General features: G+C 69.9%; 11 protein-coding genes and 1 pseudogene. 2 read left to right on the forward strand and 10 right to left on the reverse strand.

From position 1 onward, the window contains the following. Positions 1-20: 20 nt before the first annotated feature. The 9 genes from MUG78_RS02210 to mtrA all read right to left on the reverse strand — a co-directional run bounded on the left by MUG78_RS02210 (position 21) and on the right by mtrA (position 11357). Complete coding sequence (locus MUG78_RS02210) at positions 21-515, reverse strand: DUF6912 family protein (RefSeq protein WP_246991773.1); 495 nt, start codon at positions 513-515, stop codon at positions 21-23. After that, entirely contained in the window at positions 512-1966 is a 1455-nt protein-coding gene (locus tag MUG78_RS02215; RefSeq protein WP_246991775.1) for a wax ester/triacylglycerol synthase domain-containing protein, read from the reverse strand. The genes MUG78_RS02210 and MUG78_RS02215 overlap by 4 nt, the downstream gene beginning before the upstream one ends. An 81-nt stretch (positions 1967-2047) precedes the next feature. After that, positions 2048-2443: an Rv3235 family protein gene (locus MUG78_RS02220; RefSeq protein ID WP_246991777.1), complete on the reverse strand. Its 396-nt coding sequence runs from the start codon at positions 2441-2443 to the stop codon at positions 2048-2050. 226 nt (positions 2444-2669) lie between these two features. Further along, on the reverse strand, positions 2670-5444 hold the full coding sequence (gene secA, locus MUG78_RS02225; protein WP_246991779.1) for a preprotein translocase subunit SecA: 2775 nt from the start codon (positions 5442-5444) through the stop codon (positions 2670-2672). A gap of 120 nt (positions 5445-5564) precedes the next feature. Beyond that, complete coding sequence (gene hpf / locus MUG78_RS02230; RefSeq protein WP_246991781.1) at positions 5565-6299, reverse strand: ribosome hibernation-promoting factor, HPF/YfiA family; 735 nt, start codon at positions 6297-6299, stop codon at positions 5565-5567. A gap of 216 nt (positions 6300-6515) precedes the next feature. Further along, complete coding sequence (locus MUG78_RS02235; RefSeq protein ID WP_246991783.1) at positions 6516-7226, reverse strand: ComF family protein; 711 nt, start codon at positions 7224-7226, stop codon at positions 6516-6518. 68 nt (positions 7227-7294) lie between these two features. Continuing rightward, the gene (locus tag MUG78_RS02240; RefSeq protein WP_246991785.1) at positions 7295-9022 is read right to left on the reverse strand and encodes an LpqB family beta-propeller domain-containing protein; all 1728 of its coding nucleotides are present in this window, start codon (positions 9020-9022) and stop codon (positions 7295-7297) included. After that, positions 9019-10674: an MtrAB system histidine kinase MtrB gene (mtrB, locus tag MUG78_RS02245; RefSeq protein ID WP_308221319.1), complete on the reverse strand. Its 1656-nt coding sequence runs from the start codon at positions 10672-10674 to the stop codon at positions 9019-9021. The genes MUG78_RS02240 and mtrB overlap by 4 nt, the downstream gene beginning before the upstream one ends. Beyond that, the gene (gene mtrA, locus MUG78_RS02250; protein WP_246991795.1) at positions 10671-11357 is read right to left on the reverse strand and encodes an MtrAB system response regulator MtrA; all 687 of its coding nucleotides are present in this window, start codon (positions 11355-11357) and stop codon (positions 10671-10673) included. Before mtrA ends, mtrB begins: the two co-directional genes overlap by 4 nt. A 66-nt stretch (positions 11358-11423) precedes the next feature. Here mtrA and MUG78_RS02255 point away from each other — a divergent pair, with 66 nt between their 5' ends. Beyond that, positions 11424-12056, forward strand: coding sequence for a dTMP kinase (locus MUG78_RS02255; RefSeq protein WP_246991797.1), 633 nt, complete (start codon positions 11424-11426; stop codon positions 12054-12056). A gap of 92 nt (positions 12057-12148) precedes the next feature. After that, positions 12149-13978, forward strand: coding sequence for an alkyl/aryl-sulfatase (locus MUG78_RS02260; protein ID WP_246991799.1), 1830 nt, complete (start codon positions 12149-12151; stop codon positions 13976-13978). Positions 13979-14049: 71 nt separating this feature from the next. Here the strand turns inward: MUG78_RS02260 and ahcY are convergent. Beyond that, positions 14050-15524: pseudogene (gene ahcY, locus MUG78_RS02265) on the reverse strand (adenosylhomocysteinase). Positions 15525-15545: the final 21 nt, after the last annotated feature.

Consider the following 15545-nt stretch of genomic DNA (forward strand, 5'->3'; position numbering starts at 1 on the left):
GCCGAGAGTTGGCGCACGCGTCAGAGGAGTTCCAGCAGGAAGGGCAGTTCCTGGGTGGCGAACCAGGCGAGGACGTGGTCCTCGGCGTCGCCGAGCGTCAGTTCCGCGTCCTCGTCGCCCAAGTCGGCGGCGTCGATACACTCCACCGCCGCGCGCACCGACGGCTCCGCGTCGGCGCCGTCGACGTGCACCGCCACCACCTGCTTCTCGGTCACCGGGCCGCTGATCCGGACCACCGCGGTATCCAGGTCCGGACGCGGGACGGCGTCGGTCCGCTCGGCCACCACCACCACGCGGCGCACCGGCAGCTCGGACTCGGTGGCGGCGAGCAGGCGGATGCTGGCGCGGGCCGCTTCCCGCTGCGCGACCTCGGCGAGTTCCTCGTCGTCGCCGGCCGAGTACGCCTCCCGCAGAGTGGGGGTCAACGCGAAGCCGGTGCCGCCCAACGGCATCCACTGCCCGTCGTCGAGCAGTCGCTGCACATCGGCCAGTGTGGCGGGCAGATACACCCTCATGAGTTCACCTCGGGATCGAAGGGACGCGGTCCGAAACCGCCGACCGCCAGTTCGTCCAGCGATTCGGTCACGTACTCGACCATCGCCGGCAGATCACCGACCACGTTCCGGTCGGCGACGAAGCCGAACTCGACGTGCTCGTCGTACTCGTTCACGCTGATCGCCAGGGCCCGCTGCCCGAAGAGCGCGGGAATGCTGAACAGTTCCGCCACCGGGACACCGCCGACGTACAGCGGCTCGATCCGGTGGTCGCTCATCCGGATCGGAACGTTGTAGGAGCGCTCGAACAGCCTGTTGAACACCCGGGTCGACAGGTCCGCGAACGGCACCACGCCCAGTTCTGGCAACATCGGGCGCAGTCCCGCGGTCATCCGGCGCTGGGACTGCGAGTAGCGGTCGGCGAGCCCGGCCACCTGCAGCAGGCGCACCGCCGGGGCGTCCTCCCCCACCGGCAGGTCGGTGACGAACTCCGCGCCGCCCTCGCCCATCCAGCCGCCGTCGCGACGGTCGTCGCTGATCGGTTCGCGTGCCCCCAGCGGAAGCACCGCGCGGATGGTCTCGCCGTGCCCGATCGACTCCTGCACCGACAGCGTCCACCGCCGCATCACCCCGGTGATGATGCCGAGGACGACGTCGTTGAAGCTGCATTCGAAGTGCTCGGCGATCCGCACGCAGTCCGCGCGCGGAACGCTGGTGCAGGTGAACAGCCGGGCGGCGCTCGTATCGGTGTTCAGCGCGCTGTCCGGCGCGGTGTTGACCAGCTGCTGCACGGTGCTGCCCACGAGGCGGGCCGAGCGGTCCGCGAGCGTGAGGAGGTCGGCGACCGGCCCGCTGCTCTGGAAGAAGGACTCCAGGAGTTCGCCGGGACGGGCGAACGCTTCGGCCAACGCACCCAGCGCGACGCTGTGCCCGCCCGGCGGCCGGCCCGGCATCCACAGCTCGTCCGGTAGCGGCTCCGCGTCGGCCGTCGGATCGGCGACGACTTCGCTCATCTCCGGCGCGGTCCCGTCCCCGAGCAGGGCGCGATGGGTCTTGGTCAGGATCGCCAGCCGACCGTCGGCGAGGCCTTCGATCAGGTACATCTCCCACAGCGGGCGGGTGCGATCGAGCGGGCGGGACAGGACGCGCGCGATCAGCTCCTGCAATTGCTCGTCACTGCCCGGCTGCGGCAGCGCCGACAGTCGCACGTGAAAGGTGATGTCGAAATCGGGATCGTCCACCCACAGCGGCCGGGCCAGCCCGAGGGGTACCTCGGTGACCTTCTGCCGGTAGTGCGGGACCGACTGCAGGCGGTTCTCGGCGAGGGCGACCAGGCGCGCATAGGTCAGCGGCGGCCGACCGTCGGCGGTGCGCGCCGGGTCCAGGATCAGCAGGGCGCCCAGATGGGTCGTCGAACCGTCCCCGTCCAGGAAATAGAACATCGCTTCGTCCGGCGACAGTCGATTCACCATGATGAGTCGATGATAGAACGCCCCGGTCCGCACGCGTACCGGGGCGACGTTCTCCACCGAGGCGGCCCGGCGGGGCGCCGTTCAGACGATCGCGAACTCGGTGACCACCCAGCGTGCGCAGGTGCGACGGGCGGTTCCCGGCGACGACACCCGCACCTCGCGGCACTCCAGGCGACCGGCCAGCGCCCGCACCCGTTCGCCGCGCACCGAGGTGCCGAAGAACTCGGCCGCCACGCTCGAGCGCAGCTGCACGTGCAGACGGTGCAGTCGGGCGCAGTCGACACTCTCCCCGGCGATGCCATGCTGCAGGAGGACGGTGATCTGCGCGAGCACCGGTTCGGCCACCGCGCCGGCCAACTGTCCCCGCGGGCGCCGGCCGTCGAGCACCTCCAACGTGCGCGCCAGCACGGCCACCGCGGCGGCGCGCGCCGCCGTGACCGCTTGCAGATCCGGCGATGGCGCCTCCGGCGGCGGCACCGCACCCTCCTGCGGTGGCTGAGCCGCCCCGTTCGACGGTGGCTGAGCCGCCCCGTTCGACGGTGGCGAAGCCGCCCCGTGCAGCAGGGTCGGCGGTGGTTGAGTCTCGAGCAGTGTCCCCCTCATACACATCCGACGCGCGTGGAACCATTTCGGTTCCACGACGCGCCGGATCAGTGGGAAATCAGTTGCTTCTCCCGCAGCGGGGTGCCTACTTGCGACAGTGCTACTTGCGGCGACGGTTGCGTCGCTCCGCGGCGCGGCGCTCCTTGCGCGAGCCGGTGACCGCCTCGGCCGAACCGGCGTCGGGGTCGAGCACCTCCGACGGGGTGCCGGAGAACAGCTCCTCCACCGCCGAACGGACCTCGGTGGACCCGTCCTCGGCCGGACCGCTGTAGGTGATCTGCGACTCGTCGTCCGCGGCCGCCGCGGCGCCGCCCAGATCGGCGCCGGCCAGCATGTCGCTGACCGAGCTGCCGAGCGCCGGGCCGGGCGCCTGGGCCTGCACCTGCGCGTTGAACAGGAGGGTGACCGTCTCCTCCTTCATGCCTTCGAGCATGCCCATGAACATGTCGTAGCCTTCGCGCTGATACTCCACCACCGGGTCGCGCTGGGCCATCGACCGCAGGTGGATGCCCTCGCGGAGGTAGTCCATCTCGTACAGGTGATCGCGCCACTTGCGGTCGAGCACCATCAGCAGGATCGAGCGTTCGAGCTGGCGCATGGCATCGTCGCCGCCGATCGCGGCCAGTTCGGCCTCGCGTCGGTCGTAGGCGGCCAGGGCGTCCTCGACCACGATCTCGCGCAGCGCCTCGCGATCGAGGTCGTCGCGCTCGCCGTACTCGTTGACCTTGAAGACCTCCGCAGCGTCCAGGGAGATCGGGTACAGGTTGCCCAGCGCCGACCACAGCTCGTCGATGTCCCAGTCCTCGGCGTAGCCCTCGACGGTCGCACCGTCCACGTAGGCGCCGACCACGTCGACGACCATCTGGCGGACCTGCTCGCGGTGATCGTCGCCCTCGAGGATGTCGCGGCGCTCGGCGTAGATCACCTTGCGCTGCTCGTTCATCACTTCGTCGTACTTGAGGACGTTCTTGCGGATCTCGAAGTTCTGCTCTTCGACCTGCGTCTGCGCGCTGCGGATGGCACGGGTGACCATCTTGGCCTCGATCGGCACGTCGTCGGGCAGGTTGAAGCGGGTCATGATGGTGTCCAGCGCCGCAGCGTTGAAGCGACGCATCAGCTCGTCGCCCAGCGACAGGTAGAACCGGGACTCGCCCGGGTCACCCTGACGGCCGGAACGACCGCGCAGCTGGTTGTCGATACGACGCGACTCGTGCCGCTCGGTGCCGAGCACGTACAGACCGCCGGCCTCGACCACCGCAACGGCTTCGTCGGCGGCGGCGGCGCGCGCCACCTCGATGGCCTCGTCCCACGCGGCCTCGGTACCGTCGGGGGTGTTCACCGGATCGAGCCCGGCCTTGCGCAGGCGGCTGTCGGCGATGATCTCCGGGTTGCCGCCGAGCACCACGTCGGTACCGCGACCGGCCATGTTGGTGGCCACCGTGACCGCACCGGTGCGGCCGGCTTCGGCGATGATCTGCGCTTCCTGCGCGTGGTACTTGGCGTTCAGCACGGTGTGCTTGATCTCGCGCTCGCTGAGCAGACGCGACAGGTACTCCGAACGCTCCACGCTGGTGGTGCCGATCAGCGCCGGCTGGCCCTTCTCGTGCCGCTCGGCGATGTCGTCGACGACGGCCGCGAACTTGGCCTCTTCGGTCTTGTAGATCAGGTCCGACTGGTCCGCGCGGATCATCGGCTTGTTGGTGGGGATGGGCACCACGCCGAGCTTGTAGATCTGCTGGAACTCGGCGGCCTCGGTCTCGGCCGTACCGGTCATGCCCGACAGCTTGTCGTACAGGCGGAAGTAGTTCTGCAGGGTGATCTGCGCGAGCGTCTGGTTCTCGGCCTTGATCTCGACGTTCTCTTTGGCCTCGATGGCCTGGTGCAGGCCCTCGTTGAACCGGCGGCCGTCGAGCACGCGGCCGGTGAACTCGTCGACGATCAGCACCTCGCCGTTGCGCACGATGTAGTCCTTGTCCCGATGGAACAGCTCCTTCACCTTGATCGCGTTGTTCAGGTAGCCGACGAGCTGCGAATTGGCGGGCTCGTAGAGGTTGTCGATGCCGAGGCGGTCTTCGACGAAGGTGACACCGCTCTCGTGCACGCCGATCGTCTTCTTCTTGATGTCCACCTCGTAGTGGACGTCCTTCTCCAGCAGCGGGGCGATGCGCGCGAACTCGCTGTACCACTTGCTCGACGAATCGGCCGGGCCGGAGATGATCAGCGGGGTCCGCGCCTCGTCGACGAGGATCGAGTCCACTTCGTCGACGATGGCGTAGTTGTGGCCGCGCTGCACCAGTTCGTCGAGGCTGTGCGCCATGTTGTCGCGCAGGTAGTCGAAGCCGAACTCGTTGTTGGTGCCGTAGGTGATGTCGGCGCCGTAGGCCACGCGACGCTGATCGGGCGTCATGCCGGTCAGGATCACCGCGGTCTGCAGGCCGAGGAAGCGGTGGACGCGGCCCATCTGCTCGGCGTCGCGCTTGGCGAGGTAGTCGTTCACGGTGACCACGTGCACGCCCTTGCCGCCGAGCGCGTTCAGGTACGCGGGCAGCACACAGGTCAGGGTCTTGCCCTCACCGGTCTTCATCTCGGCGATGTTGCCGAAGTGCAGGGCGGCGCCGCCCATGATCTGGACGTGGAAGTGCTTCTGGTCCAGTACGCGCCAGGACGCCTCGCGGGCGACGGCGAACGCCTCCACCAGCAGGTGGTCGAGGGTCTCGCCCTTCTCCAAGCGCTCCTGGAAGGCCTCGGTCTTCGCGCGCAGTTCATCGTCGCTCAAGGCTTCCATCTCGCCGGAGAGGCCCTCGACCTGGTCGGCGATGGCGTCGAGCCTTTTGACCAGGCGGCCCTCACCCAGGCGCAGCAGCTTGTTCAGCACGGTGTCACAGTCCCCATCGGTCGTGAACGTCAAGAATCCGGTCTGCACTCGTCGTGCAGACCGGATTCCATGGTAGCGGTCCGGACCGGCGTGGCGTTCAGGCCAGCCCGGTTCACAGTGTCAATTCAGGCGGATCAAGCCGTAGTCGAAGGCGTGGCGGCGGTAGACCACCGACGGCTTGTCCGACTCCTTGTCGTGGAACAGGAAGAAGTCGTGACCCACGAGCTCCATCTCGTACAGGGCGTCGTCGACGGTCATCGGCGCGGCGTCGTGATCCTTGGTACGGACCACCTGACCGGGCTCGTAGTCCGTGCCGTCGTCCCAGCGGTCCTCGGCTTCCTCGAGGGTCTCCGGGTTCGGGTCATCAACCAGCGCGCCGGGCGCCACCGCCTCGGACAGGCTCATCGGTCGGCCGGGGCCGGTCTTGCGGATCCGGTTGCGGTTGCGGGCACGACGCAGCCGCTTCTGCAGCTTGTCGATCACCTGCTCGGTGGCCGCGTAGAAGTTCTCACCGCTGGCCTGGGCACGGACCACGGGCCCGTCACCGCGGGCCGTGACCTCCACCACCTGCGCCTGCTTCTGCTGGCGACGGTTCGGCTCGTGGTAGAGCACCACCTCGAAGCGGGTCAACGAAGGATCGAACTTCTCCAGCCGGGCGAGCTTGTCGCCGACGTACACCCGAAAATGTCCGGGGACCACCACGTTGCGCCCGCTGATCACCACCTCGGCATCCGGCTCGGCGGGTTCGGCGACGGCCGACACGAAGGCCGGCCGCTCGAACGCCTGGTCCACTTCGGCTGCGGTGGGGGCAGGGCCCTTGGGCTCGCGCTGTCCTTTGCGATGAACAACCGACATCGACATCCTCCTCCGATCGCGCTGCCCGGGATTCGCCATCCCGGGCAGGTGCAATTCGCTAGTCGCGCAAGGGTTTTGCGCGCCATCTGGGTGCAGCGAAACTGCCAGAGATCCAGCAGCAGAAAACGCCTCGCTGTCACTGTCGACGTTATCCGTTCTGCCTCGGCTTCTCCACGTTTCCACGCCGAGAGGGAACCGAGCGTGTCGCACGACGCATCAGGCGCTCGCCACCACCACCGCAGAGGCCACCGTGATGCCCGCCCCGCGCAGTGCGGCGACGGCCGCCGCAGCGGTCGCTCCGGTGGTGAGGACGTCGTCGATCAGCACGACGGCGACGTCGCGATGCGGGGGGCGCAGGCCGGCCGGCCGAGTCCGGGACACGGCCACCGCGCCGTGCAGATTCGCCATCCGTCGACCCGCGGACAGCCCCGCCGAATCCCGGGTCCACGGCGCGGTGGCCAGCATCGGCACCACCGCGACGTGCGGGCCGAGACGGTCGGCCGCCGACCGGGCGATGGCGGTGACCGGATCGCCGCCGCGACGACGGGCCGCCACCGCGCGGGTCGGAGCGGGGATCAGCGCCAGGCGCCGCGCGGCCGGCAGCTGCTCCCACTCGGCCAGCCGCAGCAGTCCGTGCGACAGCACCTGTCCCAGCACCGGGATCAGATCCCGACGACGGTGTTCCTTGAGCTCGACGACGGCGCGCGCGAGCGGACCGCGGTAGCGACCGGCCGCCCACGCGGCGACGTCGAGCTCCACCCGCGGGGTGAGGGCGATCGGGTCGTCGACGACGACGCTCGCGCACCGCCGACACCAGGGCGTGCCCGGCCGACCGCAGCCGCCGCACTCGGCGGGCGCCGCCAGGTCCAGGGCCGCCGCCAGGACGTCGCCGACTCTCGGGGCCCCACCCGTCCCTTCCCCGCCCATCTCTTCATGGTGCGGGGCCGTCCTCCACGGTGTCTACCGTCGAATCCCCAGGCGGGCCGCTCGGCGGGTCAGCCCGCCTGCACCACCGGAATCGCCCCGGCCGGCGTCTGTCCCGCCGACGTCCAGTACTGATCGGCACTGCCAGGGGCGGTACCCAACTCCATCACCGACCGGAGGTCGGCGACGTACACCGTCGACCGGGTGGCCGCGACGGCGCCCACCGGCGGCTTCAGGTTGCCCGAGACCAGCGGCAGCGGGGGCAGCCCGGAGACCCGGCTCCGCAGCACCGGCGTCTCGGTGCCGGTACGGGACAGGTACACGGTGGTGGCGTCGCCCCACGCTATCGACACCACCGGGGTGCTGATCCCGGTCGACGCCGGACTGACTCCGGTCAACGACGGCGCTCCGCGGTCGCTGACCGACAGCGCGGCGAACAAGACGCGGCCGTCGACGAGCAGCGCGACGCGCACGCCGTCGGGCGAGACGCGGAACGCGGTGATGCGACCGGGTGCGACGGCGGTGACCTCGCCGAAGTCCAGCGGCACCACCCGCGGGGCCGGACCGTCGCTGACGCTCCACTGGACCGGTCGGCCGTCGACCAGTGCGTAGCCGGCGTCGGTGAGCGCACCGAAGCTCGGCGAGGTGATCTCGGCGGCGGCCAGTACCTCGGTGACCTCGCCGCCGTACGGGCCCTGCAGCAGCACCTGCCGACCGCCGCGGTCGGCGACCACCGCCACCCGCGTGCGCTTGGCCGAGATCGCCGCCGCCCGCAGATCGGTGGCGGCGCCGAGCGGACCGGCGACCGGCACCGAACCCGACGGCGTGACGCGGAACAGCCCGCCACTCAGGACGTGCAACGGCTGATCCCCGGTCCCGGGGTCGGGGTCGAAGGCTTCCACGTCGGCGGTGCGCCAGCCGTCGCTGCGCTCGGCGATCAGCGGCACGCCGTCGGCGGAGATCAGATACGTGCCGCGAACCCCTGCGGCTTCGAGAGTCCAGATCAACTGGGCGGCGAGCACCGTGCGCAGGCGGGCGTCCGGATCCACCGAACCGCCCAGGTTCACCACCACGCGGTCGCCCTCCACGTCCACCGGTCCGCGCAGTTCCAAGTCCTTCTCCGCACCGGTCGCCACCGCGCCGGTCAGGTCGGGTGCGGGACCGTCGAGCAGCCGATTGAGCAGCGCGGTGGGGTCCACCGTCAGGCCGTACAACCAGCGGGGGTCGCCGACGAGTCGGGTCGCGGTGCGATCCGGGAAGTACAGCTCCGCGAGCCGGTAGGTGGCGTCGAACTGGGCGCTGTCGGTGATCGTCCCGGCCGGCGGATCGCCGGCCACCCGCCACACGCCGTTCTCTTTGGACAGCGTCAGGGGAATCACCATGGCACCGGAGGCCTGGGTCAGCCGACCGATGTCGCTGAGCGTGCCGGTCTTCTCCCCCAGCACCCGCAGTCGCACGGCGCTCTCGCTGCGTTCGTCGACCACCACGCGGGTCTCGTCGAGGATCGTCATGGGCCCCTGGTCGTCCCAGCGGTCGGATGCACCCGGGGTCAGGAAGCGGCGGGCGGCGCGGTGACCGGAGGCCGGATCGGCCATCGCCTTGAAGAAGTTGCGGACCAGCGTCTCCGGGTCGTCGCTGCGCCGCGGTGTGGGCACCAGGTTGGTCGGCAGGGAACGCGTGAAGCCCTCCACTGGTTGCGGCGAGGACGAGTCCGGGATGGCGACGCAGCCGGTCACGGTCATGACCAGCGCGAGCACCAGCATGCAGGAGGCGGCCAGTCGGGGCAGCCGAGCGGTCATCGGGTCGACCCTCCGTTCGAACTCGACGCTCCGGAACCGGAGCTCGGGGGCGGGGGCACCTGCGGGTTGAGCGGCAGCGGGCTGCCCAGCAGTTGGTGCCCGCGCACCAGCGGCAGCGTGAGACGGAAGGTGGAACCGACTCCCGGTTCGCCCGCGGCCTCCAACCGGCCCTGGTGCAGGCGGGCGTCCTCGATGCTGATCGCCAGGCCCAGACCGGTGCCGCCGGAGCGGCGCACCCGCGACGGATCCGAGCGCCAGAACCGATTGAAGACCAACTTCTCCTCCCCCGGTTTGAGACCGATGCCCTGGTCGCGCACGGTCACCGCGACCGCGTCGCCGTCGGACCGCATGGTCAACGTGACCGGGCGGTGCTCGCCGTGGTCGATGGCGTTGGCCAGCAGGTTCCGCAGCACGCGTTCGATGCGGCGCGGATCGATCTCCGCGAGCACCGGCTCGCTCGGCAGGTCGATCACCAGTTCGGTGCCGGTGTCGGCGGCCAGCGGTACGACGGTGGCCAGCGCCGCCTCGATCGGAATCGCCATGTCCATGCGCTCGGCGGCCAGGTCGGCCTGCCCGGCGTCGTGCCGCGAGATCTCCAGCAGTTCGGTCAGCAAGGTCTCGAAGCGGTCCAGTTCCTTGTCCATGAGTTCGACGCTGCGGCGCTGCAGCGGATCGAAGTCCTCACGGCTCTCGTACAGCATGTCGGCGGCCATCCGCACCGTGGTCAACGGCGTCCGCAGTTCGTGGGAGACATCGGAGGTGAACTGGCGCTGCAGCCCGCCGAACTCCTCGAGGTGGGTGATCTGCTTCGAGAGGCTCTCGGCCATGTCGTTGAAGGAGACTGCCAGGCGGGCGAACTCGTCCTCGCCGCGCACCGGCATCCGCTCGGTGAGGCGGCCGTCGGCGAAGCGCACGGCGATGCGCGATGCCGAGCGCAGCGGCCCCACCACCTGCCGGGAGACCAGCCAGGCGATGGCCGCGAGCAGTCCGAGGAGCACCACGCCGCCGACCAGCATGGTGTTGCGGACCAGCGAGACGGTCTTCTCTTCCCCGCCCATCGGGAAGACCATGTACAGCTCGAGATCGGAGATGGCGGTCTCCACGGGGGTGCCGACCACCAGTGCGGGCACCGCGGCGTCGCCGCTGCGCACCGACGTGAACTGGTAGGCCACCTGCCCGCGCGACACCATCTCCTGCAGTTGGAGCGAGATGTCGGAGACCGGCCCCACCCCGGCCGCCGGCGGCTGACCGGCCGGGCCGGGCACCAGCAGCACCGTGTCGTAGACGCCACCGGTCGACGGCACCTGCGCGGCATCGGTGTCGGCGTCGGTCAGCAGCGATCGTGCGCGCGCCAGCCGCGTCTGCGTCGACGCGCTGGCATCGCTGGAGGTCAGCACGCGCTCCACCAGCAGCCGGGACCGTTCCAGCTGGTTCAGCGCCACGGCCTGCTTGTCGTCGAGCAGGCGGCCGGTGATCTGACTGATCAGCAGGAAACCCACGGCGAGCAGCACCACGAAACTCAGCGCGAGAGTCGAGACCACCACGCGCAGCTGCAGCGAACGACGCCACAGCGAACCGAACGCGCGGCCGATGCGTGCGGCCGCGCGTTGGATGGCGTGCAGAGTGCGATCGAGTCGCCGTCGATTGATCACGGCGGACCGGCCTTGTAGCCGACCCCCCTCACGGTCAGCACGATCTCGGGATTCTCCGGATCGGTCTCGACCTTCGCGCGCAGACGCTGGACGTGCACATTGACCAGGCGGGTGTCGGCCGGGTGACGGTAGCCCCAGACCTGCTCCAGCAGCACGTCCCGGGTGAACACCTGACGCGGCTTGCGGGCGAGGGCCACCAGCAGATCGAACTCGAGCGGCGTCAGCGAGATCGGGACGCCGTCGCGCGTCACCTTGTGCGCGGGCACGTCGATCTCCACCGGTCCGATGGCCAGCACCTCGGCCGGCTCGTCCCCGGTGCGGCGCAGGCGGGCGCGGATACGCGCCACCAGCTCCTTGTGCTTGAACGGCTTCACCATGTAGTCGTCGGCGCCCGACTCCAGGCCCAGGACCACGTCGACGGTGTCGCTCTTGGCCGTCAGCATCACGATCGGCACGCCCGACTCGGCGCGCACCGCGCGACAGACGTCGATCCCGTTCATGCCGGGCAGCATCAGGTCCAGCAGCACCAGGTCCGGGCGCAGTTCCCGCACCGCAGGCAGCGCCTCCGAGCCGTCGCCCACCACGTACGGCTCGAAGCCTTCGTTACGCAGGGCGATGGTCAGCATCTCGGCCAGCGAGGCATCGTCGTCGACAACCAGAATCCGCGGCTTCATGGCCACCATCGTGGCACGGGATGCGGGCCAGGTCGGGGACCGGCGCGCCGAGCCCGGCGGGCTACGATTCCCGGCATGGGAATCCTCGTGGCCATCGAAGGTCTGGACGGCGCAGGCAAGAACACCATCGTCGGGAAGTTCCACGAGGCCGCGGCTGGTCGCGCGATGACGATCACCTCCACGTCGTTCCCCAGTTACGGCTCGTCGGTGGAAGCCGACCTGGCCGCCGAAGCCCTGCACGGCGAGCACGGCGACCTCAGCTCCAGCGCCTACGCGATGGCGCTGCTGTTCGCCCTCGACCGCCGCCGCTGGGCCCAGTGGCTGCGCCGGGCGTGCGACGAGCACGACCTGGTGCTGTGCGACCGGTACGTGGCCTCCAACGCCGCCTACAGCGCCGCGCGCCTGCACCAGGGCCCCGACGGCGCCGTGGTGCGCTGGGTCGCGGACCTGGAGTTCACCCGCTTCGGGCTCCCCGTCCCCGATCACCAGCTGCTGCTGGGCGTGCCGCCGGAGATCGCGATGGAACGCGCGCAGGGCCGGGCCGACGACGACGCCGGGCGCGCCAAGGACGCCTATGAGCGCGACGCCGACCTGCAGACCCGCGTCTACCGGTCGTACCTGGATCTCGTCGACGCCCACTGGATCTCGCCGTGGACCGTCGCCGACGGCGACGCCGCCGTGCACGCGATCCTCGATCTGGTGCCGTGACGAAAACCCGGTGCGGCCCCGCCGACCCCGCTTAGGGTGAAGAGCGTCGGCTGCGGCTGTCCGGGCCGCAGCCACGTCCGGGAGAGGCCCGCATGCCAGAGACGTACCCGTTCGACGACACCCAGGATTTCGCCGACACCCAGCGCGGCTTCCTCGGCACCATCTCGCCCGGCACCATCACGGCCGCCGACGGCCGCGTGGTGTGGGACTGCGACTCCTACGACTTCATCCGCGGCGAGGCGCCGCCGACCGTCCACCCGAGCCTGTGGCGGCAGTCCGAGCTGGTGGCGCGGCACGGCCTGTTCGAGGTGACCGACGGGATCTACCAGGTCCGCGGCTTCGACCTGTCGAACGTCACCTTCGTCGAAGGCGAGCGCGGCGTCATCGTCATCGACCCGCTGATCTCCACCGAGACCGCCGCCGCGGCGCTCGCGCTCTACCGCACCCACCGTGGCGACCGACCGGTGGTGGCCGTCATCTACACGCACAGCCACGTCGACCATTTCGGCGGCGTCAAGGGCGTCACCACGCAGGAGGCGGTCGACGCCGGCGAGGTGGCGATCATCGCGCCGGTCGGCTTCCTGGAACCGGCAATCGAGGAGAACCTGTACGCGGGCGCCGCGATGGCCCGCCGCGCCGGCTACATGTACGGGGCGGCGCTGCCGCGCAATGCCGAGGGCGGCGTGGGCGCCGGTCTGGGGCAGACCACCTCCACCGGCACCGTCACCCTCATCGCACCGACCGTCTCCATCACCGAGACCGGCCAGCAGCTCACCGTCGACGGCGTGCCGATCGTCTTCCAACTCGCCCCGGGTACCGAGGCGCCGGCCGAGATGCACTTCCACTTCCCGGACCGGCGGGCCCTGTGCATCGCCGAGAACGCGACGCACACCCTGCACAACATCCTCACCCTGCGCGGCGCGGTGGTCCGCGACGCGCACATCTGGGCGCACTACCTCACCGAAGCGATCACCCTGTTCGGCGACCAGACCGACGTCGTCTTCGCCTCGCACCACTGGCCCACCTGGGACCACGACCGCGCCGTCGCCTTCCTGGAGTTCCAGCGCGACCTGTACGCCTACCTGCACGATCAGACCCTGCGCATGCTCAACCAGGGCTACACGGGCGCCGAGATCGCCGAACGGATGCAGATGCCGCCGGCGCTGGACCGCGTGTGGAGCACGCACGGCTACTACGGCTCGGTGAGTCACAACGTGAAGGCGATCTACCAGCGCTACATGGGCTGGTACGACGGCAACCCGGCCCGCCTGTGGCAGCACCCGCCGGAGGCCGCCGCCGTTCGCTACGTCGAGTTCATGGGTGGCGCAGACGCCGTGGTCGCCAAGGCCCGCAAGAGTTTCGACGACGGCGATCTGCGCTGGGCGGCGGAGGTGCTCGACCACGTGGTGTTCGCCGAACCCGACCACGCAGATGCCAAGGCACTGCTCGCGGACACGCTGGAGGCGCTCGGTTTCGGCGCCGAGAACGGGACCTGGCGCAGCGCCTACCTGTCCGGCGCGTACGAACTGCGGCACGGCAACTTCGGCACCCCCACGGCCACCGCGTCCGCCGACGTGCTCACCAATCTGACCCCGGAGATGTTCTTCACCGGCCTGGCCATCACCATCGACGGCCCGCGCGCCTGGGACCTCGACTTCACAGCCCGCTGGCACTTCCCCGGGCACGACAGCACGCTGTGCACGAGACTGCGCCACGGCGTACTCGTCCAGGCACCGGATCGGCCCGGCGACGTCGCGGTCACGGTGACCGTGCCCGCCGCGGCGCTGCCCGCGCTGGCGAGCGGCGATCTGGCGGCGGCGCACGCGGCCGGGCTCACCGTCGACGGCGATGCGGACGCCCTCGCGCAGCTGTTCGCCGTCGTCGATCCGTCGGACCCGGCCTTCGAGATCGTGCTCCCGTAGCGCCGCTCTACCACCGTGTCGATGCACAACGTCCCCCGGCCGATCGGCCGGGGGACGTTGTGTGAGGTGACTCAGTAGCGGTAGTGCTCCGGCTTGTACGGGCCGTCGACGTCGACGCCGATGTACTCGGCCTGCTCCTTGGTGAGCTTGGTCAGCGAGCCGCCGAGCGCCTCGACGTGGATGCGCGCGACCTTCTCATCGAGGTGCTTGGGCAGTCGGTAGACCTCGTTGTCGTACTCGTCGCTCTTGGTCCACAGCTCGATCTGTGCGATCACCTGGTTCGCGAAGCTGTTGCTCATCACGAACGACGGGTGGCCGGTGGCGTTGCCCAGGTTCAGCAGGCGCCCCTCGGAGAGCACGATGATGCTCTTGCCGTCGGGGAAGACCCACTGGTCCACCTGCGGCTTGATGTTGATGCGGGTCAGACCCTCGGCGCTCTCCAGGCCGGCCATGTCGATCTCGTTGTCGAAGTGGCCGATGTTGCCCAGCACGGCCTGGTTCTTCATCTGCTTCATGTGCTCGAAGGTGATGATGCCCAGGTTGCCGGTGGAGGTGATGACGATGTCGGCGTTGCCGATCGCCTCTTCCACGGTCACCACGTCGTAGCCGTCCATCAGCGCCTGCAGCGCGTTGATCGGGTCGATCTCGGTGACCTGCACGCGGGCGCCCTGCCCGGCCAGGCTCTCCGCGCAGCCCTTGCCGACGTCGCCGTAGCCGCAGACGAGGGCCTTCTTGCCGCCGATCAGCACGTCGGTGCCGCGGTTGATGCCGTCGATCAGCGAGTGGCGGGTGCCGTACTTGTTGTCGAACTTGCTCTTGGTGACCGAGTCGTTGACGTTGATGGCCGGAAGTCCAGCTCGCCGGCGGCGGCGAACTGGTACAGGCGCAGCACGCCGGTGGTGGTCTCCTCGGTGACGCCCTGCACCGAATCGGCGATGACGGTCCACTTCTGCGGGTCCGCGGCGAGGGTCTGGCGCAGCAGCGCCAGGAACACCTTGTACTCGGCGGGGTGGTCGTCGTCGGTCGGCGGCACCACGCCGGCCTTCTCGAACTCGGCGCCGCGCAGCACCAGCATGGTGGCGTCGCCGCCGTCGTCGAGGATCATGTTGGCGGGCTCGTCGGGCCAGGTGAGCATCTGATCGGCGGCCCACCAGTACTCCTCCAGCGTCTCGCCCTTCCAGGCGAACACCGGGACGCCCGTGGGCTCCTCGACGGTGCCGTACGGGCCGACGACGACGGCCGCGGCCGCGTGGTCCTGGGTGGAGAAGATGTTGCACGACGCCCAGCGCACCTGCGCGCCGAGGTCGACGAGGGTCTCGATGAGCACCGCGGTCTGCACGGTCATGTGCAGCGAACCGGAAATGCGAGCACCGGCCAGCGGCTTCACGTCGGCGTATTCGCGGCGCAGTTCCATCAGGCCCGGCATCTCGTGCTCGGCGAGACGGATCTCCTTGCGGCCGTACTCGGCCAGTGACAGGTCGGCGACCTTGAAGTCGATTCCGTTGACGACGTCGGCCGTCAGTGCGCTGTCGGGCGCGGTGGTCATAAGTTCCCTCTCGGTCGAACG

The sequence above is a fragment of the Gordonia alkaliphila genome (assembly GCF_023017165.1).
Taxonomy (GTDB): domain Bacteria; phylum Actinomycetota; class Actinomycetes; order Mycobacteriales; family Mycobacteriaceae; genus Gordonia; species Gordonia alkaliphila.

Bases quoted from the DNA above. Each gene is read 5' to 3' on its own strand.
- MUG78_RS02210 (WP_246991773.1), bottom strand. From the start codon at position 515: ATGAGGGTGTATCTGCCCGCCACACTGGCCGATGTGCAGCGACTGCTC.
- MUG78_RS02235 (WP_246991783.1), bottom strand. From the start codon at position 7,226: ATGGGCGGGGAAGGGACGGGTGGGGCCCCGAGAGTCGGCGACGTCCTG.
- mtrA (WP_246991795.1), bottom strand. From the start codon at position 11,357: ATGGTGGCCATGAAGCCGCGGATTCTGGTTGTCGACGACGATGCCTCG.
- hpf (WP_246991781.1), bottom strand. From the start codon at position 6,299: ATGTCGGTTGTTCATCGCAAAGGACAGCGCGAGCCCAAGGGCCCTGCC.
- MUG78_RS02240 (WP_246991785.1), bottom strand. From the start codon at position 9,022: ATGACCGCTCGGCTGCCCCGACTGGCCGCCTCCTGCATGCTGGTGCTC.
- MUG78_RS02260 (WP_246991799.1), top strand. From the start codon at position 12,149: ATGCCAGAGACGTACCCGTTCGACGACACCCAGGATTTCGCCGACACC.
- MUG78_RS02215 (WP_246991775.1), bottom strand. From the start codon at position 1,966: ATGGTGAATCGACTGTCGCCGGACGAAGCGATGTTCTATTTCCTGGAC.
- MUG78_RS02255 (WP_246991797.1), top strand. From the start codon at position 11,424: ATGGGAATCCTCGTGGCCATCGAAGGTCTGGACGGCGCAGGCAAGAAC.